This is a genomic window from Ollibium composti, assembly GCF_004801285.1.
Taxonomy (GTDB): Bacteria; Pseudomonadota; Alphaproteobacteria; order Rhizobiales; family Rhizobiaceae; genus Mesorhizobium; species Mesorhizobium composti.
Genome location: NZ_SSNY01000010.1, coordinates 18,618 through 41,931, shown reverse-complemented (window position 1 = coordinate 41,931; position 23,314 = coordinate 18,618). Strand labels below are relative to the sequence as shown.

General features: G+C 65.1%; 28 protein-coding genes. 25 read left to right on the top strand and 3 right to left on the bottom strand.

Going from position 1 to position 23,314, the window contains the following annotated elements; all coding sequences use genetic code 11:
* Positions 1–123: 123 nt before the first annotated feature.
* Complete coding sequence (locus E6C48_RS16560) at positions 124–504, bottom strand: VOC family protein (RefSeq protein ID WP_136359224.1); 381 nt, start codon at positions 502–504, stop codon at positions 124–126.
* A gap of 151 nt (positions 505–655) precedes the next feature.
* Between E6C48_RS16560 and aroC the strand changes: the two genes are divergently transcribed.
* The 13 genes from aroC to E6C48_RS16495 all read left to right on the top strand — a co-directional run bounded on the left by aroC (position 656) and on the right by E6C48_RS16495 (position 11,349).
* A complete protein-coding gene (gene aroC, locus E6C48_RS16555) occupies positions 656–1,756 on the top strand; it encodes a chorismate synthase (RefSeq protein ID WP_136359222.1) in 1,101 nt (366 codons plus the stop codon).
* 124 nt (positions 1,757–1,880) lie between these two features.
* On the top strand, positions 1,881–2,978 hold the full coding sequence (gene ribB, locus E6C48_RS16550; RefSeq protein WP_136359220.1) for a 3,4-dihydroxy-2-butanone-4-phosphate synthase: 1,098 nt from the start codon (positions 1,881–1,883) through the stop codon (positions 2,976–2,978).
* An 86-nt stretch (positions 2,979–3,064) separates the two neighbouring features.
* On the top strand, positions 3,065–3,991 hold the full coding sequence (locus E6C48_RS16545; RefSeq protein ID WP_136359426.1) for a histone deacetylase family protein: 927 nt from the start codon (positions 3,065–3,067) through the stop codon (positions 3,989–3,991).
* A gap of 3 nt (positions 3,992–3,994) precedes the next feature.
* Positions 3,995–4,246, top strand: coding sequence for an exodeoxyribonuclease VII small subunit (locus tag E6C48_RS16540; RefSeq protein ID WP_136359218.1), 252 nt, complete (start codon positions 3,995–3,997; stop codon positions 4,244–4,246).
* 69 nt (positions 4,247–4,315) lie between these two features.
* Entirely contained in the window at positions 4,316–4,570 is a 255-nt protein-coding gene (locus E6C48_RS16535) for a type II toxin-antitoxin system Phd/YefM family antitoxin (protein ID WP_136359216.1), read from the top strand.
* A complete protein-coding gene (locus tag E6C48_RS16530; protein ID WP_136359214.1) occupies positions 4,567–4,959 on the top strand; it encodes a type II toxin-antitoxin system VapC family toxin in 393 nt (130 codons plus the stop codon). Before E6C48_RS16535 ends, E6C48_RS16530 begins: the two co-directional genes overlap by 4 nt.
* Positions 4,960–4,975: 16 nt before the next feature.
* Positions 4,976–5,893 carry a pirin family protein gene (locus E6C48_RS16525; RefSeq protein ID WP_136359212.1) on the top strand — a complete coding sequence of 306 codons (918 nt, stop codon included), beginning with the start codon at positions 4,976–4,978 and terminating at the stop codon, positions 5,891–5,893.
* A gap of 101 nt (positions 5,894–5,994) precedes the next feature.
* Positions 5,995–7,908: a 1-deoxy-D-xylulose-5-phosphate synthase gene (gene dxs / locus E6C48_RS16520; RefSeq protein ID WP_136359210.1), complete on the top strand. Its 1,914-nt coding sequence runs from the start codon at positions 5,995–5,997 to the stop codon at positions 7,906–7,908.
* A gap of 170 nt (positions 7,909–8,078) precedes the next feature.
* Positions 8,079–8,363 (top strand): hypothetical protein, encoded by a 285-nt coding sequence (locus tag E6C48_RS16515; RefSeq protein WP_136359208.1) that lies wholly within the window; start codon positions 8,079–8,081, stop codon positions 8,361–8,363.
* Positions 8,364–8,404: 41 nt separating this feature from the next.
* Entirely contained in the window at positions 8,405–9,169 is a 765-nt protein-coding gene (locus tag E6C48_RS16510; RefSeq protein WP_136359206.1) for a TlyA family RNA methyltransferase, read from the top strand.
* A complete protein-coding gene (locus tag E6C48_RS16505; protein WP_136359204.1) occupies positions 9,166–10,407 on the top strand; it encodes a class I SAM-dependent RNA methyltransferase in 1,242 nt (413 codons plus the stop codon). Before E6C48_RS16510 ends, E6C48_RS16505 begins: the two co-directional genes overlap by 4 nt.
* A 71-nt stretch (positions 10,408–10,478) precedes the next feature.
* Positions 10,479–10,850 (top strand): antitoxin Xre/MbcA/ParS toxin-binding domain-containing protein, encoded by a 372-nt coding sequence (locus E6C48_RS16500; protein WP_136359202.1) that lies wholly within the window; start codon positions 10,479–10,481, stop codon positions 10,848–10,850.
* Positions 10,843–11,349: an RES family NAD+ phosphorylase gene (locus E6C48_RS16495; protein WP_136359200.1), complete on the top strand. Its 507-nt coding sequence runs from the start codon at positions 10,843–10,845 to the stop codon at positions 11,347–11,349. Before E6C48_RS16500 ends, E6C48_RS16495 begins: the two co-directional genes overlap by 8 nt.
* Before the next feature lie 74 nt (positions 11,350–11,423).
* Here the strand turns inward: E6C48_RS16495 and tldD are convergent, their stop codons facing one another.
* Positions 11,424–12,830, bottom strand: coding sequence for a metalloprotease TldD (gene tldD / locus E6C48_RS16490; protein ID WP_136359425.1), 1,407 nt, complete (start codon positions 12,828–12,830; stop codon positions 11,424–11,426).
* A 105-nt stretch (positions 12,831–12,935) separates the two neighbouring features.
* Between tldD and E6C48_RS22590 the strand changes: the two genes are divergently transcribed.
* Positions 12,936–13,073, top strand: coding sequence for a hypothetical protein (locus E6C48_RS22590; RefSeq protein ID WP_168734560.1), 138 nt, complete (start codon positions 12,936–12,938; stop codon positions 13,071–13,073).
* Between the two features lie 7 nt (positions 13,074–13,080).
* Here the strand turns inward: E6C48_RS22590 and E6C48_RS16485 are convergent, their stop codons facing one another.
* A complete protein-coding gene (locus E6C48_RS16485) occupies positions 13,081–13,626 on the bottom strand; it encodes an invasion associated locus B family protein (protein ID WP_136359198.1) in 546 nt (181 codons plus the stop codon).
* A 349-nt stretch (positions 13,627–13,975) separates the two neighbouring features.
* Between E6C48_RS16485 and coxB the strand changes: the two genes are divergently transcribed.
* The 11 genes from coxB (at position 13,976) to rnhA (ending at position 23,134) form a co-directional block, all read left to right on the top strand.
* On the top strand, positions 13,976–14,851 hold the full coding sequence (gene coxB / locus E6C48_RS16480) for a cytochrome c oxidase subunit II (protein ID WP_407941005.1): 876 nt from the start codon (positions 13,976–13,978) through the stop codon (positions 14,849–14,851).
* Between the two features lie 38 nt (positions 14,852–14,889).
* Complete coding sequence (gene ctaD, locus E6C48_RS16475) at positions 14,890–16,539, top strand: cytochrome c oxidase subunit I (RefSeq protein ID WP_136359194.1); 1,650 nt, start codon at positions 14,890–14,892, stop codon at positions 16,537–16,539.
* A 75-nt stretch (positions 16,540–16,614) separates the two neighbouring features.
* Positions 16,615–17,559: a heme o synthase gene (locus E6C48_RS16470; protein ID WP_136359192.1), complete on the top strand. Its 945-nt coding sequence runs from the start codon at positions 16,615–16,617 to the stop codon at positions 17,557–17,559.
* Positions 17,560–17,561: 2 nt separating this feature from the next.
* Positions 17,562–17,726: a hypothetical protein gene (locus E6C48_RS22585; RefSeq protein ID WP_168734558.1), complete on the top strand. Its 165-nt coding sequence runs from the start codon at positions 17,562–17,564 to the stop codon at positions 17,724–17,726.
* An 8-nt stretch (positions 17,727–17,734) separates the two neighbouring features.
* Positions 17,735–18,364 carry a cytochrome c oxidase assembly protein gene (locus E6C48_RS16465; RefSeq protein ID WP_136359190.1) on the top strand — a complete coding sequence of 210 codons (630 nt, stop codon included), beginning with the start codon at positions 17,735–17,737 and terminating at the stop codon, positions 18,362–18,364.
* Between the two features lies 1 nt (position 18,365).
* Complete coding sequence (locus E6C48_RS16460; protein WP_136359188.1) at positions 18,366–19,250, top strand: cytochrome c oxidase subunit 3; 885 nt, start codon at positions 18,366–18,368, stop codon at positions 19,248–19,250.
* A 91-nt stretch (positions 19,251–19,341) separates the two neighbouring features.
* Complete coding sequence (locus tag E6C48_RS16455; RefSeq protein ID WP_136359424.1) at positions 19,342–19,728, top strand: DUF983 domain-containing protein; 387 nt, start codon at positions 19,342–19,344, stop codon at positions 19,726–19,728.
* A gap of 35 nt (positions 19,729–19,763) precedes the next feature.
* Entirely contained in the window at positions 19,764–20,519 is a 756-nt protein-coding gene (locus tag E6C48_RS16450; protein WP_230978809.1) for an SURF1 family protein, read from the top strand.
* An 85-nt stretch (positions 20,520–20,604) separates the two neighbouring features.
* Positions 20,605–21,609 (top strand): 4-hydroxy-3-methylbut-2-enyl diphosphate reductase, encoded by a 1,005-nt coding sequence (gene ispH, locus E6C48_RS16445; protein WP_136359184.1) that lies wholly within the window; start codon positions 20,605–20,607, stop codon positions 21,607–21,609.
* Positions 21,609–22,589, top strand: coding sequence for a homoserine kinase (locus E6C48_RS16440; protein ID WP_136359182.1), 981 nt, complete (start codon positions 21,609–21,611; stop codon positions 22,587–22,589). The genes ispH and E6C48_RS16440 overlap by 1 nt, the downstream gene beginning before the upstream one ends.
* A complete protein-coding gene (gene rnhA, locus E6C48_RS16435) occupies positions 22,586–23,134 on the top strand; it encodes a ribonuclease HI (protein WP_136359180.1) in 549 nt (182 codons plus the stop codon). Before E6C48_RS16440 ends, rnhA begins: the two co-directional genes overlap by 4 nt.
* Positions 23,135–23,314 lie beyond the last annotated feature (180 nt).

The window sequence follows — 23,314 nt, the reverse complement described above, 5'->3', positions numbered from 1 at the left end:
GCCATTCCTTTGTGTCAAAACTAAAACGGCTTTCTGACGCATGTTTGATTCCAATACCTTATCAACAGGCGTGGCGCGTCCGCAGCCAAGCCAGCCCGATGAAACCGGTCGGAAGGGGCGGCGCTAGGAAGCCACCGCCCTGCCGCAGAGTTTGTTGCCGTCAGGGTCGCGCAGATAGGCGAGATAGAGCTTTCCTGCGGCGGATTCGCGGATGCCGGGCGGGCTCTCGATGGATTTCCCGCCACTGGCCACGCCGGCGTCGTGCCATGCCTTGACCATCTCGGGGCTTTCCATCTTCAGGCCGATCGTGCCGCCGTTCGCGTGCGAGGCCGCCATGCCGTCGATGGGCTTGGTGATCAGGAAACGCGCGCCGTCCTTCGAGTAGACGAGGCGACCCTTGGCGTCGATCGTGCCGGGGGCGGCACCCGCGGCGCCGAACGTTGCGTCATAAAACCTGCGCGACCGCTCGAGATCGTTGCTGCCGACGACGATGTGACTGAACATGGTTTCCTCCGATGGTTCGCGGACAAGAAATCAAATGCCGCCGTTGGCTTCAAGTGGAGATGAAGGGTCGGCGTCGGGCAATTTGACCGGGGGCGAAAACGCCAATAGAAGCGCGATGGGCCGGCGGCAGCCGGCGAAGCTCGGCGAGAAAATGTCCCACAACACCTTCGGCCATCTGTTCCGAGTCACCACCTGGGGCGAAAGCCATGGCGCAGCGCTCGGTTGCGTCGTGGACGGCTGCCCGCCCGGCACCCGCTTCACGTTGGCCGATATCCAGTCGGAGCTGGACAGGCGCCGGCCCGGTCAGTCGCGCTTCGTCACCCAGCGGCGCGAGCCGGATGCGGTGAAAGTGCTGTCCGGATTCATCCTCGATGACGACGGCGAGACGATGGTCACCACCGGCACGCCTGTGTCGATGCTGATCGAGAACGTCGACCAGCGCTCGAAGGATTACGGCGAGATCGCCCGCCAGTATCGTCCCGGCCATGCCGACTATACCTATGAGGTGAAATACGGCCTGCGCGACCATCGCGGCGGCGGCCGTTCCTCGGCGCGCGAGACGGCCGCGCGCGTCGCCGCCGGCGCGCTGGCGCGGAAAGTGGTGCCGGGACTGGTGGTGCGCGGCGCGCTGGTCTCCATGGGCGACAAGACCATCGACCGCGCCAACTGGAACTGGAGTTTTGTCGGCGACGCCGAAAATCCCTTCTTCACGCCGGACCCCGCTTCCGTCCCGGTCTTCGCCGCCTATCTCGACGGCATCCGCAAGGCCGGCTCCTCGGTCGGCGCGGTGATCGAGATCGTCGCCGAAGGCGTGCCGGCAGGGCTCGGCGCGCCGATCTATGCCAAACTCGACCAGGACATTGCGTCGGGCCTGATGTCGATCAACGCGGTCAAGGGCGTCGAGATCGGCAACGGGTTCGAGGCGGCCCGCATCACCGGCGAGCAGAACGCCGACGAGATGCGCATGGGCAACGACGGCAAGCCGGTGTTCCTCTCCAACCATGCCGGCGGCATCCTCGGCGGCATCTCGACCGGCCAGCCGGTCGTCGCGCGCTTTGCCGTCAAGCCGACCTCGTCGATCCTGACGCCGCGCAAGTCCATCGACAAGGACGGCCACGATGTCGAGGTCATGACCAAGGGCCGCCACGATCCCTGCGTCGGCATCCGCGCCGTGCCGATCGGCGAGGCGATGGTGGCCTGCGCGATCGCCGATCACTATCTGCGGCATAGAGGACAGACTGGAAGGCAGTAGGGGATTAGGGCAGTAAGGCAATAGGGCAGTAAGGCAGTCTGTTGCCTAGACTTTTTAACATACTGCCCTATTGCCCTAACTGCCCTACTGTCTTCCCGTCTGCCCTGCGAACGAAGCGAGCCCCATGCCTTACGACCAGAAAAAGACCGTCGAAGCCATCCGCGCCTTCGAGCGCGGTGAGATCGTCGTCGTCATGGACGATGACGGGCGCGAGAACGAGGGCGACCTGATCGTCTCGGCCGTCCATTGCACGCCGGAGAAGATGGCCTTCATCGTGCGCCACACCTCCGGCATCGTCTGCACGCCGATGACCAAGGAGGACGCCCGGCGCCTGAACCTTGCGCCGATGGTGGCCGACAACGATTCGGCCCACACGACGGCCTTCACCGTTTCGGTGGATTTCAAGCACGGCACCACCACCGGCATTTCGGCCGACGATCGAACTTTGACCGTGCGCAACCTCGCCAACGGCAACGTCGGCGCTGCCGATTTCGTCCGGCCCGGCCACATCTTCCCGCTGATCGCGCGCGAGGGCGGCGTGTTGATGCGCTCCGGCCATACCGAGGCGGCGGTCGACCTGTGCAAGCTGGCCGGCCTGCCGCCGGTCGGCGTCATCTCCGAGCTGGTCAACGACGACGGCACCGTCAAGCGCGGGCCGCAGGTGGCGGCCTTCGCCGAAAAGCACGGCCTGAAGCAGGTTTCCGTCGCTGACCTCATCGCCTACCGCCAGCGGCAGGAGACGCTGGTGCAGCGCGTTGCCTGCACCGACATCGAAACCCCCGGCGGCAAGGCCAAGGCCTACACCTACACCCTGCCGTGGGATGTCATGCACCATCTGGCCGTCGTCTTCGGCGATATTCGCGACGGCGAGGACGTTCCCGTGCGCCTGCATCCGGAGGACGTCGTCACCGATGTCTTCGGCACCGACCACAGACTGGACGGCGTCATGCGCGCCATGGGCGAGAAGAAGCGCGGCGTCGTCGTCTACCTGCGCGAAGGCTCGGTCGGCGTCGCGCATCAGGACCGCAACCGCCCGGCAGGCGAGCGCGAGGACCACGAGGAAGCCCGCCGTCGCGAGAGCGAGTGGCGCGAAATCGGCCTCGGCGCCCAGATCCTCAAGGATCTCGGCATCTCGTCGATCAGCCTGATCGCCTCCCGCGAGAGGCACTATGTCGGGCTCGAAGGTTTCGGCATCCATATCGTGCGGACCGAAATCCTTTAGACGATCAGGCCGATCTTCTGTTGAACACTGCCGGTGCGTCGCCTCCGGCCATGGTCAAGCCGGTCGCCCGCGCCTATATCGGGCGCATGGCGACGCGTCTCTATACGCATCCGATCTATCTCGAGCATCTGACCCCGCCCGGTCATCCGGAGCGGCCGGACAGGCTGCGCGCCATCCAGCGCGTGCTGGACGACGAGGCATTCGCGCCGCTCGACCGGGTGGAGGCGCCCGAGGGCGATCCGCAAACGGTCCTTGCCGTGCATCCGCGCGACTTCGTCGAGCGCATCAAGGCGGCCGTGCCACAGGATGGGCTTGTAGGCATCGATGGGGATACCGTGCTCAGCCCCAGGAGCTGGCAGGCGGCCCTGACGGCGATTGGCGCTGCCAACGCGGCGGTGGACGATGTGTTCGGGGGCAGAGCGGACAATGTTTTCGTCGCCGCGCGCCCGCCCGGTCATCATGCCGAGAAGACGACGGCCATGGGCTTTTGCCTGTTCAACTATGCGGCGATCGCCGCTCGCCATGCCCAGGGCCGGCACGGCGCTGAACGTATCGCCATCGTCGACTGGGACGTGCACCACGGCAACGGCACGCAGGACATCTTCTGGGACGATCCGTCGGTTCTCTATTGCTCCACCCACCAGATGCCGCTCTATCCCGGCACCGGCGCAAAGAACGAAACGGGAGCCGGCAACATCGTCAATGCGCCACTGGCGCCGCGCACCGGCAGCGAGACGTTTCGCGACGCCTTTTCCTCGCGCGTCCTGCCGGCGCTGGATGCGTTTCGCCCCGATTTGATCATTGTCTCGGCCGGTTTCGACGCGCACCACCGCGACCCGCTGGCCGAGATCAATCTCGTCGAGGACGATTTCGACTGGGCGACGGGGCAGCTGATGGAGCAGGCCGGACGCCATAGCGCCGGCCGGCTGGTCAGCCTCTTGGAAGGCGGCTACGACCTGCAGGGGCTGGCGTTTTCGGTCGCCGCCCATGTCGGGCGTCTCATGAAAGGATGATCCATGGCCGATGAAGCGAATGCGGACGTCAAGGCGATGAGCTTCGAGCAGGCGCTCGACGCTCTGGAGAAGATCGTCGACGATCTGGAGCGCGGCGACGTACCGCTCGACCAGTCGATCCGCATCTACGAGCGCGGCGAGGCGCTGAAGGCGCATTGCGACCGCTTGTTGAAGGCGGCCGAGGACAAGGTTGAAAAGATTCGCCTTTCCCGCGACGGCAAGCCCGTCGGCATGGAGCCGCTCGACGGGGAGTGACGCTGGCGTCTGGTTGAACCCGCTTGGTCTTCGACATATACTTAGCCAGGCTTAGCTAAGGAGATGGCCATGGGAATGGTCAATATGCATGAAGCCAAGACTTCGCTCTCCAAGCTGGTGGAAGCGGTGGAGAGCGGGGCCGAGGAAGAAATCATCATCGCCCGCAACGGCAAGCCGGCTGCGCGGTTGGTGCCGATTGATGCTGCGCCGAAGAAGAGGCGTCGGCTGGGGTTGCTCGCCGGCAAATATCCGTCAATGGATTTTGAGGCGTTTCAGGCGATGGACGCCGAAATCGAAGCGATGTTCCTTGGCGAAGAGAAGTGAGGCTTCTCCTCGATACGCATATTGCCGTCTGGACGCTGACGGAGCCGAAACGCATTCCAGCGCGTTTCATGGATATGATCGGTGATACTGAAAATGCGGTCGCCGTTTCGGCGGCTGCGGTATGGGAGATCGCTATAAAGCACCGGTTGCACCGACCGGACAGCCCGCCGTTCTCCGGTCACGAGGCGATCGGGCATTTCGAGAATGCCGGCTTTTCCTTGATGAATGTCACGCCCGCTCACGCCGCTTTCGTCGAGCGCCTGCCGCCGCTCCATGGCGATCCGTTCGACCGGCTGATGCTGGCGCAGGCCATTATAGAGAATATGCAGTTGGTGACATACGACCGCCACCTCTCGCGCTATGATGTGGGCATCCTGACGTGGCCCTGACGAGGATGATGCGCGTATGAGCTTCTTTCCCGGAAACGACCCGAACATCGGCGACGCCTTCGGCTGCGACGCCATCGAACTGATGGTGGTGCCGAACGCGCGCGACATCGACGGCTTCCAGGTCCGCCGCGCGCTGCCGACGGCAAGGCGCCGGCTGGTCGGCCCGTTCATCTTCTTCGACCGAATGGGGCCGGCCATCCTGCGGGCCGGTCAGGCGCTCGACGTTCGGCCGCACCCGCATATCGGCCTGTCCACCGTCACCTACCTGTTCGACGGCAAGATCCGCCATCGCGATTCGCTCGGCACCGAAATGGTCATCGAACCGGGCGATGTGAACCTGATGACGGCCGGTCGCGGGATCGTCCATTCCGAGCGTACACCGGAGGAACTGCGCGGCGCGCCGATGTCCGTTTCCGGCCTCCAGACATGGCTCGCTCTGCCGGACGGCAAGGAGGAGATCGCGCCGGTCTTCGACCATACGACCTCCGCCAACCTGCCCGAGTTCGATGCCGAGGGCGTCTGCGGCCGCGTCGTCATCGGCACCTTCGAGGGCTTGAAATCCCCGGTCGGCGTCTACTCGGACACGCTTTACGCCGATATCCGGCTCGACCCCGGCGCCAGCGTCAGGATTCCATCCGATGCCGAGGAACGGGCGATCTACACGCTGTCCGGCGAAGTGACGATTGCTGGCGATACGTTCCCGCACGAGCGGCTTCTGGTCTTCAAGCCGGGCGACGAGATCGTCGTTTCTTCCGGTTCCGGCGCGCATTTCATGCTGTTCGGCGGTGCGTCGCTGCCGTCGAAACGCTATATCTGGTGGAATTTCGTATCCTCCTCGAAGGAGCGCATCGAACAGGCCAAGCAGGAGTGGAAGACCGGCCGTTTCGACATCGTTCCGGGCGACGAGGAAGAATTCGTTCCACTGCCAGAGTAGGGTTCGACGGCGATGAAGCCGCGGCCGGCGGCTTCATCGCGCATTTACTTTCCACCTTTTGCGGCCTATCCCGCTTCGGACAAATGCCAGAGGCGCATTCCTTGAACCAAAAACCGCAAACGCCGCTGCTCGACAAGGTTCGTATCCCGGCAGACCTGCGCGCGCTTCCGGAGCGCGACCTGCCGCAGCTCGCCGCCGAACTGCGCGCCGAACTGGTCGATGTCGTTTCGCAGACGGGCGGCCATCTCGGCGCCGGTCTCGGCGTGGTCGAACTGACGGTGGCGCTCCACTATGTCTTCGACACGCCCGCCGACCGGGTGATATGGGATGTCGGCCACCAGGCCTATCCGCACAAGATCCTCACCGGCCGCCGCGACCGCATGCGCACGCTCCGGCAGGAGGGTGGACTTTCCGGCTTCACCCGGCGCGCCGAGAGCGAATACGACCCCTTCGGCGCCGCGCATTCCTCGACGTCGATCTCGGCCGGCCTCGGCATGGCGGTGGCGCGCGACCTTTCCGGCGGCAAAAACAACGTCATCGCCGTCATCGGCGACGGCGCGCTGTCGGCGGGCATGGCCTACGAGGCGATGAACAATGCCGGTGCGCTCGATGCCCGCCTGATCGTCATCCTCAACGACAACGACATGTCGATCGCCCCGCCGACGGGCGCCATGAGCCACTATCTCGCGCGGCTCGCGTCCGGACGCACCTATCAGGGCTTTCGCGACATCGGCAAGAAGCTGACCTCCTATCTCGGCAAGCGCGTCGACCGCGCCATCACCCGCGCCGTCGAGCACGCGCGCGGCTATGTCACCGGTGGCACCTTGTTCGAGGAAATGGGCTTCTACCATATCGGTCCGATCGACGGGCACAGCCTGGAGCATCTGGTGCCGGTGCTGAAGAACGTGCGCGACCACGCGCGCGGCCCGGTGCTCATCCACGTCGTCACCCAGAAGGGCAAGGGCTACGCGCCGGCCGAAGCCGCAGCCGACAAGTATCACGGCGTCAACAAGTTCGACGTCATCACCGGCGCGCAGGCGAAGGCCCCGGCGAACGCGCCGAGCTACACTAGGGTCTTCGCCGAGAGCCTGATCCGCGAGGCGGAAAAGGACGAGCGCGTCGTCGCCGTCACCGCCGCCATGCCGAGCGGCACCGGCCTTGACTTGTTCGGCGAGGCTTTTCCGAAGCGCACCTTCGATGTCGGCATCGCCGAGCAGCACGCCGTCACCTTCGCGGCCGGCTTGGCGACCGAAGGCTACAAGCCCTTCGCCGCGATCTATTCCACCTTCCTGCAGCGCGCCTATGACCAGGTGGTGCATGATGTCGCGTTGCAGGGCCTTCCGGTGCGTTTCGCTATCGATCGCGCCGGCTTCGTCGGGGCGGACGGGGCGACCCATTGCGGCGCTTTCGACACGGCCTATCTCGCCTCGCTGCCGGGCTTCGTCGTCATGGCCGCGAGCGACGAGGCGGAACTGAAGCACATGGTCCGGACGGCCGCCGACTATGACGAGGGGCCGATCTCCTTCCGCTACCCGCGCGGCAACGGCGTCGGCGTGGACATGCCGGAGCGCGGCTCGCGACTCGAGATCGGCAAGGGACGCATACTCAGGGAAGGCACCAAGGTGGCGCTTCTGTCCTTCGGCACGCGCCTCGCCGATTGCCTGCTGGCGGCGGAGGAACTGGGGGCGGCCGGCTTGTCGACCACGGTGGCCGACGCCCGCTTCGCCAAGCCGCTCGACGAGGACCTTGTCCGCCGTCTGGCGCGTTCGCATGAGATTCTGCTGACGGTCGAGGAAGGGTCGGTCGGCGGTTTCGCCAGTCAGGTCCTGCATTTCCTCGCCCATGACGGGTTGCTGGAAAGCGGCCTGAAGGTTCGGCCGCTGGTGCTGCCGGACGTCTTCACCGATCATGCGAAGCCGGAAAAGATGTACGCGACGGCCGGTCTGGATGCGGCCGGCATCGTGCATGCCGTCTTTGCCGCGCTGGGCCATGGTGCGGCTACGCAACGCGCCTGATTCATCGCATCAACGACCTGAATCAGTTCGCGAACAGGCCGAATCGGTTTCTCGGAAGTCACCCGTAATTATTTGTTTACGCTGCGCTTTGGCGTTCTGCTTACCCTTTGTCTTGGGCGTTTCTCAACGTCACCTTGCTAATGCGAGGGCCGGCAGGGAGCAGAAAAACAATGAAAAAGGTGCTGATGGCTTTCGCCTTCACGTCATCGCTCGCGTCGGCCGCGCAGGCCCTTGAGCCGCGCTATGACCACAATCTGGAAAAGGCGGCTGCCGAGATCGTCGCAGCCAGGATGGGCGATATAAGGGGCGGGTTTTCGTTCGGGCAGAAGCCACAGTTCGTCGTGGTGCAAAGTGCCCCGGCGATGACAGCGGCTGATATGCCGCCGCCTGCCGCCGCGCCCGACGACGGCCTTGTGCCTGCTGTGGAAGGCCCGTCGGGTTCCGTGCTGAACTGAGCGCGCTTGCCTTCGCCGCCGGCTTTCGCCAATGAAGGCCGATGAAGCCAAACCCGCCAGCTTCGGGCCGCCGGCGCCTGGACGATCTTCTGGTCAGCCGCGGCTTGTTCGCCAGCCGCTCGCGTGCCCGCGATGCGGTCGAGCGCGGCACCGTGCTGGTCAACGGCACCATCGCGGCAAAGCCGGGACAGATGATGGCGCCCGATGCCGTCCTCGACGTCGACGATCCTGCCCGTGCCTATGTGTCGCGGGCGGCCTTGAAGCTGATAGCAGGGCTCGACCATTTCGGCTTCGATGTCGCTGGCTGCGGGGCTCTCGATATCGGCGCCTCGACCGGCGGCTTCACGCAGGTCCTGCTGGAGCGCGGCGCCGCCCATGTCACCGCCATCGACGTCGGCCATGGCCAGATGCATCCCTCGATTGCCGCCGACCGCCGAGTGCGGTCCATCGAGGGCCTGAACGCGCGCGACCTCACGGCCGCCGATCTGGAAGGCCGGGCGCCCGACTTCGTCGTCTCCGACGTCAGCTTCATTTCCCTGAAACTGGCGCTACCGCCGGCGCTCGACCTTGCCCGTCCGGGGGCGGAAGCCTTGCTTCTGGTCAAGCCGCAATTTGAGGCCGGCAAGGAAGCCATCGGCAAGGGCGGCTTGCTCAGGGAGCCTGAGCTCGCCGATTCGGTCGCGCAAGACCTCCGGTCTTGGCTCGACGGCTTGCCGGGCTGGCGGGCGCTGGGGCTCATCCCGTCGCCGATCGAAGGCGGTGACGGCAACCGAGAATTCCTGCTGGGTGGGGTAAAGGACAGATGAGCAGCCGTTTCGTCATCGACAGGCTGGGCGCGCAGGGCGACGGCATCGCTGCGGGCGAGGGGGGCGAAGTGTTCATTCCTTTCACGCTGCCGGGCGAGACGGTGACGGCGGCCCGCCTGAAGGATCGCGCCGATCTGATCGCCGTGCTCGATCCCTCGCCGCTGCGCATCGATCCTGCCTGCCGTCATTTCGGCACCTGCGGCGGCTGCGCGCTGCAGCACATGCAGGGCGAAGCCTATCGCGCCTGGAAGCGCGAGCGCGTGGTGCAGGCGTTGCGCAGCAGGAAGATCGAGGCCGAGGTCGCGCCGCTGGTCGCCTGCGAACCGGGCACCCGCCGCCGCGCCGCCTTCACGGCGCGCCGCACGGAGGCCGGCATGCTGCTCGGCTTCAACCGGCATCTGTCGACGGAGATCGTCGCGCTGGAGGAGTGCCCGGTGCTGCTGCCCGAGATCGTTGCCGCATTGCCCATGCTGCGCGCGCTGGCAGCGCTCGCCTGCGGCACGCCAAAACCCTTCCACATAGCTGTCACTGCCACGGCATCCGGCCTCGATGTCGCGATCCACGACGCCGGGCGCCTGGACGAGCGACGCCGCCACCAACTCGCCGATTTCGCCATTCGCGAGGGATTGGCCAGAGTGACCGTCGATGCGGAGATCGTCATCGAGCCGAAGAAGCCGGTGGTGATGTTCGGCGATATCGCGGTGCAGCCGCCGCCCGGCACTTTTCTTCAGGCGACCGAAGCCGCGGAAATGACGATGGCCGGGCTGGTCGCCGGCCACCTGTCCCGTGCCAAACGCATCGCCGACCTGTTTTCCGGCTGCGGCAGCTTCGCCCTGCGGCTGGCGCCGAAGGCGAAAATCCACGCGGTCGAGAGCGATGCCGCGGCATTGGCCGCGCTCGACCGCGGCTTTCGTTTCGCGCCCGGCCTGAAACGGGTGACGATGGAAAAGCGAGACCTCTTCCGCCGCCCGCTGACGGCAAAGGAACTGGATGGCTACGACGGCGTCGTCTTCGACCCGCCGCGCGCCGGCGCCGAGGATCAGTCGAAACAACTCGCGCGCTCGCAGGTGCCGCTGGTCGCCGCCGTGTCCTGCAACCCGGTGACGCTGGCGCGGGACCTGCGCATCCTGCTCGACGGCGGCTATGCGCTGAAAAGCGTCGTGCCGATCGACCAGTTCCTGTGGTCGCCGCATGTCGAAGCGGTGGCGCTGCTGGAGAAGCCGAGAAAGCGACGGTAGTCGTTCTTGAAACGCGCTCGATTTGAGCTTATTTTAAGCGCGAACCGGTCAAATCATGTAAGGATTGTGCCATGACCGTCGCAACATTCGAGTCTCCCGCCCTGCGCTTCGGCGATGGCCGTGCGCCGTTCCTGTCGGCCCGCCGCGTCGCCGAACTGCTCGGCGTCACGCTGACCGAACTGGCCGGGCTGATCGGCGTCGCACGCAACACGCTGACGGCGCGCACTGGCGCCCGCAAGGTCGACGCCGCCTTGAGCCCCGTCGTGCGCATCCTGGCGATGGCGAGCGAAATGGCGGGCAGCGAGCAGCGCGCCGCCATCTGGTTCAAGCATCAGCCGATACCCGGCTGGGCCGGCAAGACCGCCTACGATCTCGTGCGCGAGGACAAGGCCGACAAGGTGCTCGCCTATCTGGAGGCCGTGCGCGCCGGCGTCTATGCCTGATGCGCCGCTGACGCTATGGCGCGCCTTCGTGCCGCGCTGGGCGCATCTGCCGCTGTCGGGCGAGGGCGCTGCCCGTTTCGGCGGTCGCTGGAACCCGGTCGGCGCGCCGGCCATCTATGCGGCGTGCGAGCTTTCGACGGCGTGGGCCGAATACAATCAGGGTTTTGTTCAGCATCCCGCGCTGATCGCGCGGCTGGAACTCACCGGCGCCAATCTGGCGGACCTGACGGACCCGGCCGTTCTTGCCGACCTGAAGGTCAGGCCGGACATTCACCTCTGCGAATGGCGCGACCTGATGGATCGCGGCAAGGTGCCGGAAACGCACCGGCTGCGGCGCAGGCTTCTCGCGCAAGGCCATGACGGCGTGATCTACCCGTCGCATATGTCGCCGGGCGGAAGCTGCGTGGCGCTGTGGCGCTGGAACGACAAGGATGCGCCGAGGCTCGACGTGATCGATCCCGACCACAGGCTGCCGAAGACTGCGGCGTCATGGCTGTAGGCCGGGCGCTCTGGCTCTTTGTTTAGCCGCATTTGTGCAACGCCAGACGAGAGTCCGTCTGGCTGCAAAATGCTCTACACTTGCGTGCCGCCGACCGTCATCTGGTTCATGCGCAGGTGCGGCTGGCCGACGCCGACCGGCACGCCCTGTCCGGCCTTGCCGCACATGCCGATGCCGGTGTCGAGCTTCGTGTCGTTGCCGACCATGGCGACGCGGTGCATGGCGTCCGGCCCGTTGCCGATCAGCATGGCGCCCTTGATCGGCTGCGTGACCTTGCCGTTCTCGATCATGTAGGCCTCGGTGCAGCCGAACACGAATTTGCCCGACGTGATGTCGACCTGCCCGCCGCCAAAGGACACGGCATAGATGCCCTTCTTCACCGAGGCAATGATCTCCTCCGGCGTGTGGTCGCCGGTGGTCATGTAGGTGTTGGTCATGCGCGGCATCGGCTGGTGCGCGTAGCCTTCGCGGCGGCCGTTGCCGGTCGCCGCCATGCCCATCAGCCGTGCGTTCTGGCGGTCCTGCATATAGCCGACCAGCTTGCCGTCGTCGATCAGCACCGTGCGGTTGGTCGGCGTGCCCTCGTCGTCCACCGTCAGCGAGCCGCGCCGCTCGGCGATGGTGCCGTCGTCGACCACGGTGACGCCCCTGGCGGCGACCTGCTGGCCCATCAGGCCGGCGAAGGCGGAGGTCTTCTTGCGGTTGAAATCGCCTTCCAGCCCGTGCCCGACTGCCTCGTGCAGCATCACGCCCGGCCAGCCGGACGACAGCACGATGTCGAACGTGCCCGCCGGCGCCGGCACGGCCTCCAGGTTGACCAGCGCCTGACGCAACGCCTCTTGCGCCGCGTGCTTCCAGTTCTCCTCGACGAGGAATTCGCCGAAGCCGGTGCGCCCGCCCATGCCGTAGGAGCCGCTTTCCTGTCGGTCTCCCTCGCCGACGACGACCGACACGTTTACGCGCACCAGCGGGCGGATGTCGCGCACGATCTGCCCGTCGCCGCGCACGATTTCGACATGCTGCCATGACGAGGCGAGCGAGGCGGTGACCTGGCGCACGCGCGGGTCGCGGTTCCGCAGCCAGCCGTCGATCTCGGTGAGCAGTTTCGCCTTGGCCTCGAAGGAAGGCGAGGGGATCGGGTTCTCGTCGCTGTAGAGATGACGGTTGGTGCGCGCCGGCGCGTCGGCCAACGTGCCTGAATAGCCGTCCTTCACGGTCGACACGGCATCGCTGGCGCGCAGAAGCGCGGCCTCCGAAAGCTCGCTCGAATGGGCGTAGCCGCTGGCCTCGCCGGCGACGGTGCGCAGGCCGAAGCCCTGGTCGGTGCTGAAATTGGCCGTCTTCAACCGGCCGTTGTCGAACATCAGCGCTTCGCTCTCGCTGTATTCGAGGAAAAGCTCGCCATCGTCGGCGCCGTGCACGGCATCCGCGACGATCTCTTTCAGGCGGCTTTCGGAAACGTCGAATTGCTCGGTCAGCATGGAACGCAAGGCGCGGCTCCCTGTTCGTATTCGGTGAAGCGCAATATAGGCACGGCAGAGGCGGCTTGCATCCCGGTAAGGGTCAAGCTCGCGTGAGGAGCAGGCTTGAAACGATCATACTGGATATTCGTCGGCGCAGTGGTCGGTTTCGCCGTGGGCATGGTATTCGGCGCCGACTACGCCATTGCGGGGATCGGCATCGGCATGGCCGGCGGCATCGCGATCACGCTTGCGATGCGCTGAAGGAACGTCAGGGCAGCGCCGCGAAGCCGTCCGCGAAGCCTTTCAGGTCGACCGGGATGCCGATGCCCTCTTCAGGCGTCTGGAAAACGATGAAGGTCGCCGCCTTGCCGTTCTTCAGCGTGTCGAGCAAGGGCTTCTCCAAAATCACCTCGGCGTAGCAGCCGTCCTGGAAGCAGCGGACGAAATAGGCGCGGCCGATATCCTTGCCGTCGACGTTGAGGCCGAGCCCGTTCGGCAGCAGCACGCCGAGCGGCGCCAGCACGCGCAGGATCTCGGCCTTGTTGTCGGCTGTCCGGAGCACCACGACCGAAAGGCCCATTTCCGGGCGGTCCTCGGCCACGACGTTCTGCATCATCACGCATTGCTCGGACGAGGCGCCGGCCGGCGTGTCGCAGATGATGGACCAGGCGCCGTGGGTGGATTTCACCGTGCCGCTCGGCTGGGCCGCATAGGCTTGGCCGGCGACCGACAGTCCCGCGACCGCCAATCCCCCGACGGACAGGGCGGCGGCGAAGGCGACTTTCGCCAAGGTTCTCGAAACCCAAGGGTTCATGACGGCTCCACCTGCGAATCACGGCACTTTAAGCCCCAGCCGGATCGAAAAAAAGCGTGAGGCACGGCCCAATCGAACGCGAATGCGGCCACAATGCGGTTTTGGTGCCGAAACCGGCCCGATTTACGGCCGTTCGGTCGCCTCCCGGCCGTTTGGCTGCCGCCGGGCCTTTCCACAGGCGGGCGCCGCGCCGCGGGGCGCGCGCAAAAATGCCGCATGATTTGGCCTGCTCCTTCCTTGCGATAGGAAAAAGAGTATGGTTTGAACCAGATCGAGAATGCGCGGGATTCCCATCCCGCCATGGTTCATTTGCAATACGCGGTTGTTACGCGGTCGTGGGGACTGGGAGATGATCAGGGCGATGAGGAAACTTCTTGCTGGCGTAGGCGCCTCCGCCGTGTTTTTCGCGGGCGCTGCCCATGCCGACCAGCCGCGGCCGTGGGAAACCACCTTCCAGCAGCCTGCCACCGATATCATGCGCCAGATTGCCTGGTTCGAGCATTACACGCTGTGGTTCATCGTCCCCATCACGCTCCTGGTGCTGGTGCTGCTTGCCTGGTGCATCGTGAAGTTCCGCGCCGGTGCCAACCCGACGCCTTCGCGCACCAGCCACAACACGCTGATCGAGGTGATCTGGACGGTCGGCCCGGTGGTCGTGCTCCTGTTCATCGCCGTGCCGTCCTTCCAGCTTCTCACCGCCCAGTATTCTCCGCCGGAAGAGCCGAAGCTGACCGTCAAGGCCACCGGCAACCAGTGGAACTGGGACTACGAGTATCAGGCTGAGGAGCCGCTCTCCTTCAATTCGGCTATCCTTGACGACAAGGACCGCGCCGCCGCCGGCAAGGAAGACAAGGCCACCTATCCACGCCTGCTGGCCGTCGACAACGAGATGGTCGTGCCGGTCGGCGAGGTCGTCCGCGTGCTGGTGACCGGCGCCGACGTTATCCATTCCTTCGCCATGCCCGCCTTCGGCATCAAGGTCGACGCGGTTCCGGGCCGCATCAATGAGACCTGGTTCAAGGCCGAGAAGGAAGGCATCTTCTATGGCCAGTGTTCGGAACTGTGCGGCAAGGACCACGCCTTCATGCCGATCGCCATCCGGGTGGTGTCGAACGACCAGTTCAATACCTGGATGGCTGCGGCCAAGAACGATCTGCCCGGCGCCAACAAAGCGCTGATGGCTCAAGTCGACGGTACCAAAAAGGTAGCGGTCGCCGGCAACTGAGCCGCGGCCAGCAAGATTAGGGAACAACGGAGCGGAACATGGCTCACGCTGCAGCGCACGACGATCACGCCCACAAGCCGCGCGGCTGGGTCCGCTGGGTTTACTCGACCAACCACAAGGATATCGGCACCCTTTATCTGATCTTCGCGATCTGCGCCGGCATCGTCGGCGGGGCGCTGTCGATCATGATTCGCTGGGAACTGGCCGAGCCGGGCATCCAGATTTTCCCGGGCCTCGCCTCGATGGTCTATGGTGTTGACGGCGATGCCGCCCTCGACGCCGGCAAGTCGATGTTCAATGCCTTCACCACTGCGCACGCGCTGGTCATGATCTTCTTCATGGTCATGCCGGCGCTGATCGGCGGCTTTGCCAACTGGATGGTGCCGATCATGATCGGCGCGCCGGACATGGCCTTCCCGCGCATGAACAACATCTCGTTCTGGCTCTTGCCGCCGGCCTTCATTCTTCTCATCACCTCCATGTTCGTCCCGAGCGCGCCGGGCGCTTACGGCGTCGGCGGCGGATGGACGCTCTATCCGCCGTTCTCGACCTCGGGTCAGCCCGGGCCGGCCATGGATCTCGCGATCCTGTCGATCCACATCGCCGGCGCGTCTTCCATCCTCGGTGCCATCAACTTCATCACCACCATCTTCAACATGCGCGCCCCGGGCATGACGCTGCACAAGATGCCGCTGTTCGCCTGGTCGGTGCTGATCACCGCTTTCCTGCTATTGCTTTCGCTGCCGGTTCTGGCGGGCGCCATCACCATGCTTTTGACCGACCGCAACTTCGGCACCTCTTTCTTCGCGCCCGAGTTCGGCGGGGACCCGATCCTCTACCAGCACCTGTTCTGGTTCTTCGGCCATCCTGAGGTGTACATCCTGATTCTGCCGGGCTTCGGCATCGTCAGCCATGTCATCTCGACGTTCTCGAAGAAGCCGATCTTCGGCTATCTCGGCATGGCTTACGCCATGGTCGCCATCGGCGCGGTTGGCTTCGTCGTGTGGGCGCACCACATGTACACGAGCGGCATCTCGCTGGACACGCAGCGCTACTTCGTCTTCGCCACGATGGTCATCGCGGTGCCGACCGGCGTGAAGATCTTCTCGTGGATCGCCACCATGTGGGGCGGCTCGATCTCCTTCAAGGCGCCGATGCTGTGGGCGATCGGCTTCATCTTCCTGTTCACCATCGGCGGCGTGACGGGCGTGCAGCTTGCCAATGCCGGTCTCGACCGCTCTATGCAGGACACCTACTACGTCGTCGCCCACTTCCACTACGTGCTGTCGCTGGGTGCCGTGTTCGCCATCTTCGCGGCCTGGTACTACTGGTTCCCGAAGATGACCGGCTACATGTATTCGCCGGTGATCGCCAACACCCACTTCTGGGTCACCTTCATCGGCGTCAACCTGGTGTTCTTCCCGCAGCATTTCCTCGGCCTTGCCGGCATGCCGCGCCGCTATATCGACTATCCGGATGCCTATGCCGGCTGGAACATGGTGTCGTCCTACGGCTCCTACATCTCCGGCTTTGCCGTGCTGATCTTCCTCTACGGCGTCTTCGAGGCGTTCCAGAAGAAGCGCGTCGCCGGCGCCAACCCGTGGGGCGAGGGCGCGACGACCCTGGAATGGCAGCTTCCTTCGCCGCCGCCCTTCCACCAGTGGGAGCAGCTGCCGAAGGTCAAGTAGGCTGAGACTCATCGATACCGCCGGCCCCGGTCGGCGGTATCAGCCAAACGGAACCCTGGAATTTTCTAAGTACGCATGGCCCTGGTTGAAGAAACACGCATCGAAGACGCCGCATTCCGCATGTCGGAAGCGACGGCGGGCGACTATTTCGCCCTGCTGAAGCCGCGCGTCATGTCGCTGGTCGTCTTCACCGCCTTCGTCGGCCTGGTGGCGGCACCGGTGTCGATCAATCCGTTGATCGCGATGATCGCGATCCTCGCCATCGCCATTGGCGCGGGCGCGTCGGGCGCTCTCAACATGTGGTACGATGCCGATATCGACGCTGTGATGACCCGTACGGCCTCGCGCCCGGTTCCTTCCGGTCGCGTGTCGCCCGGCGAGGCCTTGAGCTTCGGCCTTGTTCTTTCCGCCCTTTCGGTGATGACGCTCGGCGTGCTGGTCAACTGGTTGTCGGCGGCGCTGCTCGCCTTCACCATCTTCTTCTATGCCGTCATCTATACGATGTGGCTGAAGCGCTGGACGCCGCAGAACATCGTCATCGGCGGCGCGGCCGGTGCCTTTCCGCCGGTGATCGGCTGGGCCGCGGTGACCGGCTCGGTCAGCCTGGAAAGCGTCATCCTGTTCCTCATCATCTTCCTGTGGACGCCGCCGCATTTCTGGGCGCTCGCCCTGTTCAAGGCGCAGGACTACGGCCGCGCCGGCATCCCGATGATGCCGAACGTCGCGGGCGAGGCCTCGACCCGGCGCCAGATCTTCGCCTATGCGCTCATTCTGGCTCCGGTCGGCGTCCTGCCGTGGTTCCTCGGCTATGTCAGCATCGGCTACGGTATCGTGTCGGCCATCCTCGGCGTCGGCTTCGTCTGGTATTCGTGGAAGGTGCTGATGATGCCCGACAGCGACCGCGTCATGCGGCCGGCCAAGGCGCTGTTCGGCTATTCGTTGCTCTATCTGTTCGCCATCTTCGCTGCCTGTCTGGCCGATAGCGTCGTCGAGCGGGCGCTCGCCATGGGCGGAGCGTGACGATGGCCGACGACAAGCTGGAAATGATCGAACTGACCGAGCGTCAGAAGAAGGCACGGCGCAGCCGGTCCGTCGCAATTGGCCTCGCGCTCGGCGCGCTGGTCGTCATCTTCTACGTGGCGACCTTCATCAAGTTCGGTCATTTCATGCCGAACGGGCCGATGTGAGGGTAGAGATGGACAACCAGGCACCGTCCCCGCGTCCGGGCAAGCAGAAGACCAATATGGTCATCGCCGGTACTTGCGTGGCGTTCTTCGCCGGCATGATCGGCATGGCCTACGCGGCGGTGCCGCTCTACAGGGTTTTTTGCCAGGTCACAGGCTATGCCGGCACCACGCAGCGCGTCGAGCAGCAATATGCCGGCAAGGTGCTCGATCGCGACATCACCATCCGCTTCGATGCCAACACGGCCGGCGTGCCGTGGGATTTCGAGCCGGTCGCCCGCTCCATCACCGTCAAGATCGGCGAGACCGCGCGCGCCCACTACAAGGCCGTCAACAAGCTGCCGACGGCAACGACGGGCCGCGCCACGTTCAACGTCACGCCGGACCTTGCCGGCGCTTACTTCAACAAGGTCGAGTGCTTCTGCTTCACCGAACAGACGCTGAAAGGCGGCGAAACGGCCGACATGCCGGTGGTCTTCTACGTGGACCCCGACATCGTCAACCAGCCGGAGCTCAAGGACATCAAGACCATCACGCTTTCCTACACGATGTTCCCGGCGGAGGGGGACAAGCCGGTCGCTTCGGCACCGGAAACGGGAAACAAGATAAACACCGATACCGCAAAGACCCTCGGGGGCTGACATGGCAGACGCGCACGCAAAACCGCAACACGACTACCACATCATCGATCCGAGCCCGTGGCCGTTCACCGGCTCCGTCGGCGCGCTCGTCATGGCGGTCGGTGGTGTTGCCTGGATGCAGTACATGAAGGGCAACGAGTTCCACCTGTTCGGGGTCAACATCGCCTCGCCGTGGATCTTCTTCATCGGCCTCCTGATCGTGCTCTATACCATGTTCTCCTGGTGGTCTGACACCATCAAGGAAGCGCATGAGGGGCATCACACGCGCGTCGTGTCGCTGCACCTGCGCTACGGCATGATCATGTTCATCGCCTCCGAGGTGATGTTCTTCGTCGCCTGGTTCTGGGCCTTCTTCGACGCCAGCCTGTTCCCGGCCGAAACCGAGCAGGTCGCCCGTGCAGCCTTCACCGGTGGCGTGTGGCCACCGAAGGGCCTGGAAGTGCTCGATCCCTTCCACCTGCCGCTCTACAACACCGTCATCCTGCTGCTTTCCGGCACGACGGTCACCTGGGCGCACCATTCGCTGATCCACGGCGACCGCAAGGGGCTCGTCTGGGGCCTGACGCTGACGGTCGCGCTCGGCGTGCTGTTCTCCTTCGTGCAGGCCTACGAGTACATGCACGCGCCGTTCGCCTTCAAGGATTCCATCTACGGCGCGACCTTCTTCATGGCGACCGGCTTCCACGGCTTCCACGTCATCATCGGCACCATCTTTCTGGCGGTCTGCCTGATCCGCGCCATCCGCGGCGACTTTACGCCGAAGCAGCATTTCGGCTTCGAGGCGGCGGCCTGGTACTGGCATTTCGTCGACGTGGTGTGGCTGTTCCTGTTTGCCTGCATCTACGTCTGGGCTTCGGCCGGTGCTGTGATCGAACACGCCGGCTGATCCGCACACGGAAATCAAACGGGGGCGGCTGCGGCGACGCGGCCGCCTTCATTTTTTAAAAGGCGAGAACCCGATGAGCGAAGGCCCTCATATCCAGGAGGACAAGGCGATCTGGCCGCCCGTCGAGCCCATCGCCACCGGGTTGAAAGGGCATTGCCCGCGCTGCGGCGAGGGCAGGCTGTTCTCCGGCTTCCTGACGGTCGGCAAGGAATGCTCCACCTGCCGGCTGGATTATTCCTTCGCCGATGCCGGCGACGGCCCGGCGGTGTTCGTCATCCTGATCATCGGCTTCATCGTCGTCGGGCTGGCGCTGTGGATGGAGGTGAACTTCAATCCGCCGCTGTGGCTGCATTTCATGCTTTGGATTCCGCTGACGCTGGTCCTCAGTCTCGTCGCGCTGCGCCTGATCAAGGGCGTGCTGATCGCGCTGCAATACCGCAACAAGGCGGCCGAGGGCAGGTTGGACAGAGGCCAGTGAGCGGGAAGCCGGTGAACTCGGAGTCAAGGAGCGGGGTGCCAGAGGGCGGGGCGACAGTTGCCGCCGGGCGCCGGCCGAGAAAGGCCCTCGCCGTCGTTTCCGGCGCCATCGTCTTCCTGATCCTGATCGCCCTGGGAACCTGGCAGGTCCAGCGCCTGCACTGGAAGGAAGGGCTGATCGCCACCATCGCCAGCCGCATGGCGGAACCGCCCGTCGATCTGCTCGCCGCCCTCAAGGCCGATCCGGACGTCGCGGCGCAGGAATACCGCCCGGTGACGGTGGAAGGTACGTTCGACCACCGCTTCGAGCGGCATTTCCTGGCGACCTTCAAGGGGCAGGCCGGCTTCAACGTCTACACGCCGCTCAAGCTCGACGACGGCGACTGGGTTTTCGTCAATCGCGGCTTCGTGCCCTATGACCGCAAGGACCCCTCGACCCGCGAGCAGGGCGAGGTGCAGGGCCGCGTCACCGTCACCGGGCTGTTGCGCCCCGTTCTGGCGGAAAAACCGTCGTCGCTGGTGCCCGACAACGAGCCGGGCAAGAACATCTTCTACTGGAAGGACATCCGCGCCATGGCGGCAAGCTCCGGCCTGCCGGCCGATGCGAAGGTGCTCGGCCTGTTCGTCGACGCCGGCGACGCCCCCAATCCCGGCGGGCTGCCGGTCGGCGGCACGACCATCGTCGACCTGCCGAACAACCATTTGCAGTACGCCGTCACCTGGTACGGGCTGGCTGCGGCTCTTGCGGGCGTGTTGATCGCCTGGCTGCTGCGGCAGCGCAAACCGGGGTGACCCGGCCTCGGCGGCTGTCGCATTGCCGGGCAGCGCGGCATTCCTTCTCTTGACAGGCCGGCGTCCGGTACAGCATGTCCGCTCCATGCTCCAGACCAAACCGCCCCTGACGATCAGACTGTGCCAGCCGCGCGGCTTCTGCGCCGGCGTCGACAGGGCGATCCAGATTGTCGTGCTGGCGCTGAAGAAATACGGCGCGCCGGTCTATGTCCGCCACGAGATCGTCCATAACCGTTACGTGGTGGAGGGCCTGCAGAACCTTGGCGCCGTCTTCATCGAGGAACTTTCCGAGATTCCGGCGGAGCATCGCCACTGCCCGGTGGTGTTCTCGGCCCATGGCGTGCCGAAGTCGGTTCCTGCCGATGCCGAGGCACGCAACCTCTTCTACCTCGATGCGACCTGCCCGCTGGTGTCGAAAGTGCACAAGCAGGCGATGCGCCACCAGCGGCTCGGGCGCCACGTGCTTCTGATCGGCCATGCCGGCCACCCCGAAGTGATCGGCACGATGGGTCAGTTGCCGGAAGGCGCGGTGACGCTGATCGAGACGGAAGCGGACGCGCGCACGTTCGAGCCGGCGGATGCCGAGGCGCTCGGCTTCGTCACCCAGACGACGCTGTCGGTGGAAGACACCGCCGGCATCATCCGCGTGCTTGAGGAGCGTTTTCCCGCCATGCAGGCAGCAGCCGCCGAGTCGATCTGTTACGCCACCACCAATCGGCAGGAGGCGGTGAAGGAAACCGCGGAAGGCGCCGACCTGTTCCTCGTCGTCGGCGCTCCCAATTCGTCCAATTCCCGCCGGCTGGTCGAGGTGGCGGAACGCGCGGGCGCCGCCATGTCGCTGCTGGTGCAACGCGCCGCCGACATTCCATGGAACGAGATCGGCTCGATCTCGACGCTTGGCCTGTCAGCCGGGGCGTCGGCGCCGGAAATCATCGTCGACGAGATCATCGACGCTTTCCGCGCCCGCTTCGACGTGTCCGTCGAACTCGCCGTGACGGCGACCGAGACGGAGGAATTCCCGGTCATGCGCGCGCTGCGCGATGTCGAACTGACGCCGGCGGATATGGCCTTTGTCAACGGGTCCCGCTGATGGCCGTCTATACCGACATTTCCGAAACCGATCTCGCCGCCTTCCTGCGCGACTACGATGTCGGCGAACTGCTCTCCTACAAGGGCATCGCCGAGGGCGTCGAGAATTCCAACTTCCTGCTGCACGCCTCCAGCGGCGCCTACATCCTCACCCTTTACGAGAAGCGGGTGAACCCGGACGATCTGCCGTTCTTCCTCGGCCTGATGCAGCATCTCAGCGATCGCGGCATAAGCTGTCCGCTGCCGGTGCGCCGCAAGGACGGCACGACCATCGGCCAGCTTGCCGGGCGGCCCGCCGCCCTCGTCACCTTCCTGGAAGGCATGTGGATGCGGCGTCCTACCGTCGAGCACTGCCGCGAGGTGGGCGCGGCACTCGCGGCCATGCACCTGGCGGGGAGCGATTTTTCGCTTCGCCGCGCCAACGCTCTTTCGGTTTCGGGATGGCGGCCGCTCTGGGAGCGGGCAAAGCCGCGCGCCGACGAGGTGGCGCCGGGCTTTGCGGAGGAAACGGAAGCCGACCTGGCCTTTCTGGAGGCCAACTGGCCGGCGGACCTGCCGGTCGGCGTCATCCATGCGGATCTCTTTCCCGACAACGTCTTTTTCCTCGGCAAGCGCCTGTCGGGCCTGATCGATTTCTATTTCGCCTGCACCGATCTGCTCGCCTACGACGTCGCCATCTGCCTCAACGCCTGGTGCTTCGAGAAGGACAATTCCTTCAACCTGACCAAGGGCAGGGCGCTTTTGGGCGGCTACACCACCGTACGCCCGCTGTCCGACCGCGAGGCCGGGATGCTGCCCGTTCTGGCGCGCGGATCGGCGCTGCGTTTCATGCTGACGCGCCTCTATGACTGGCTGAACACGCCGGAAGGCAGCCTGGTGGTCAAGAAGGACCCGCTCGAATACCTGCGCCGCATGCGCTTCCACCGGCAGGTCCGGTCGCCGGCCGAATATGGCCTGGAGCCGCAAGGGGCGACGGCATGAGGCGCGTCGAGGCGTATACGGACGGCGCCTGTTCCGGTAATCCCGGCCCCGGTGGCTGGGGCGCGGTGCTCAGGCTGCGCAGCGACGGGCCGAACGACGGCGCGATGCGCGAACTGAACGGTGGCGAACAACTGACCACCAACAACCGCATGGAACTGACGGCTGCCATCAGCGCACTCGACGCCATCAAGGAAGGCAGCACCGTCGATCTCTACACCGACTCGAACTACGTCAAGGACGGCATTTCCGGCTGGATCGAAGGCTGGAAGCGCAACGGCTGGCGCACCGCCGACAAGAAGCCGGTGAAGAACGCCGAACTGTGGCAGGCGCTCGATGCGGCCCGCAAGCGTCACAAGGTGACGTGGCATTGGGTGAAGGGCCACGCCGGCCATCCCGAAAACGAACGCGCCGATGAACTCGCACGCGCCGGAATGGCGCCGTTCAAGAAGAAGGTGGTTGGGGCGCAGGGCGCTGCTCCGGCCGCGAAGCCGAAACCCGGCAAGCCGGCGCCAAAGCCGCCACGGCGGTCGAGCCAGAGTTATTGATCTAGCGTCCGCGCCGCCCCTCACCTGCCTGCCGGCATCCTCTCCCCGTAAACGGGGCGAGGAAGGACGGCCGCGACCTCATCACTACATTTCCAGCGTTGGCGATTGGCGAAAGCATCATGAAAGCGCGCCTCTCCCCGTTTACGGGGAGAGGATGCCGGCAGGCAGATGAGGGGCGGC

Excerpts from the sequence above, each read along its gene's own strand:
- E6C48_RS16470 (WP_136359192.1), top strand. The coding sequence starts at position 16,615 with ATGGCCCTGGTTGAAGAAACACGCATCGAAGACGCCGCATTCCGCATG.
- E6C48_RS16560 (WP_136359224.1), bottom strand. The coding sequence starts at position 504 with ATGTTCAGTCACATCGTCGTCGGCAGCAACGATCTCGAGCGGTCGCGC.
- tldD (WP_136359425.1), bottom strand. The coding sequence starts at position 12,830 with ATGCTGACCGAGCAATTCGACGTTTCCGAAAGCCGCCTGAAAGAGATC.
- E6C48_RS16485 (WP_136359198.1), bottom strand. The coding sequence starts at position 13,626 with ATGAACCCTTGGGTTTCGAGAACCTTGGCGAAAGTCGCCTTCGCCGCC.
- E6C48_RS22585 (WP_168734558.1), top strand. The coding sequence starts at position 17,562 with ATGGCCGACGACAAGCTGGAAATGATCGAACTGACCGAGCGTCAGAAG.
- rnhA (WP_136359180.1), top strand. The coding sequence starts at position 22,586 with ATGAGGCGCGTCGAGGCGTATACGGACGGCGCCTGTTCCGGTAATCCC.
- E6C48_RS16465 (WP_136359190.1), top strand. The coding sequence starts at position 17,735 with ATGGACAACCAGGCACCGTCCCCGCGTCCGGGCAAGCAGAAGACCAAT.
- E6C48_RS16545 (WP_136359426.1), top strand. The coding sequence starts at position 3,065 with ATGGCGACGCGTCTCTATACGCATCCGATCTATCTCGAGCATCTGACC.
- E6C48_RS16500 (WP_136359202.1), top strand. The coding sequence starts at position 10,479 with ATGACCGTCGCAACATTCGAGTCTCCCGCCCTGCGCTTCGGCGATGGC.
- ispH (WP_136359184.1), top strand. The coding sequence starts at position 20,605 with ATGCTCCAGACCAAACCGCCCCTGACGATCAGACTGTGCCAGCCGCGC.
- E6C48_RS16515 (WP_136359208.1), top strand. The coding sequence starts at position 8,079 with ATGAAAAAGGTGCTGATGGCTTTCGCCTTCACGTCATCGCTCGCGTCG.
- E6C48_RS16510 (WP_136359206.1), top strand. The coding sequence starts at position 8,405 with ATGAAGCCAAACCCGCCAGCTTCGGGCCGCCGGCGCCTGGACGATCTT.
- ribB (WP_136359220.1), top strand. The coding sequence starts at position 1,881 with ATGCCTTACGACCAGAAAAAGACCGTCGAAGCCATCCGCGCCTTCGAG.
- ctaD (WP_136359194.1), top strand. The coding sequence starts at position 14,890 with ATGGCTCACGCTGCAGCGCACGACGATCACGCCCACAAGCCGCGCGGC.
- E6C48_RS16495 (WP_136359200.1), top strand. The coding sequence starts at position 10,843 with ATGCCTGATGCGCCGCTGACGCTATGGCGCGCCTTCGTGCCGCGCTGG.
- E6C48_RS16535 (WP_136359216.1), top strand. The coding sequence starts at position 4,316 with ATGGGAATGGTCAATATGCATGAAGCCAAGACTTCGCTCTCCAAGCTG.
- coxB (WP_407941005.1), top strand. The coding sequence starts at position 13,976 with ATGATCAGGGCGATGAGGAAACTTCTTGCTGGCGTAGGCGCCTCCGCC.
- E6C48_RS16440 (WP_136359182.1), top strand. The coding sequence starts at position 21,609 with ATGGCCGTCTATACCGACATTTCCGAAACCGATCTCGCCGCCTTCCTG.
- E6C48_RS16460 (WP_136359188.1), top strand. The coding sequence starts at position 18,366 with ATGGCAGACGCGCACGCAAAACCGCAACACGACTACCACATCATCGAT.
- E6C48_RS16505 (WP_136359204.1), top strand. The coding sequence starts at position 9,166 with ATGAGCAGCCGTTTCGTCATCGACAGGCTGGGCGCGCAGGGCGACGGC.
- aroC (WP_136359222.1), top strand. The coding sequence starts at position 656 with ATGTCCCACAACACCTTCGGCCATCTGTTCCGAGTCACCACCTGGGGC.
- E6C48_RS16525 (WP_136359212.1), top strand. The coding sequence starts at position 4,976 with ATGAGCTTCTTTCCCGGAAACGACCCGAACATCGGCGACGCCTTCGGC.
- E6C48_RS16540 (WP_136359218.1), top strand. The coding sequence starts at position 3,995 with ATGGCCGATGAAGCGAATGCGGACGTCAAGGCGATGAGCTTCGAGCAG.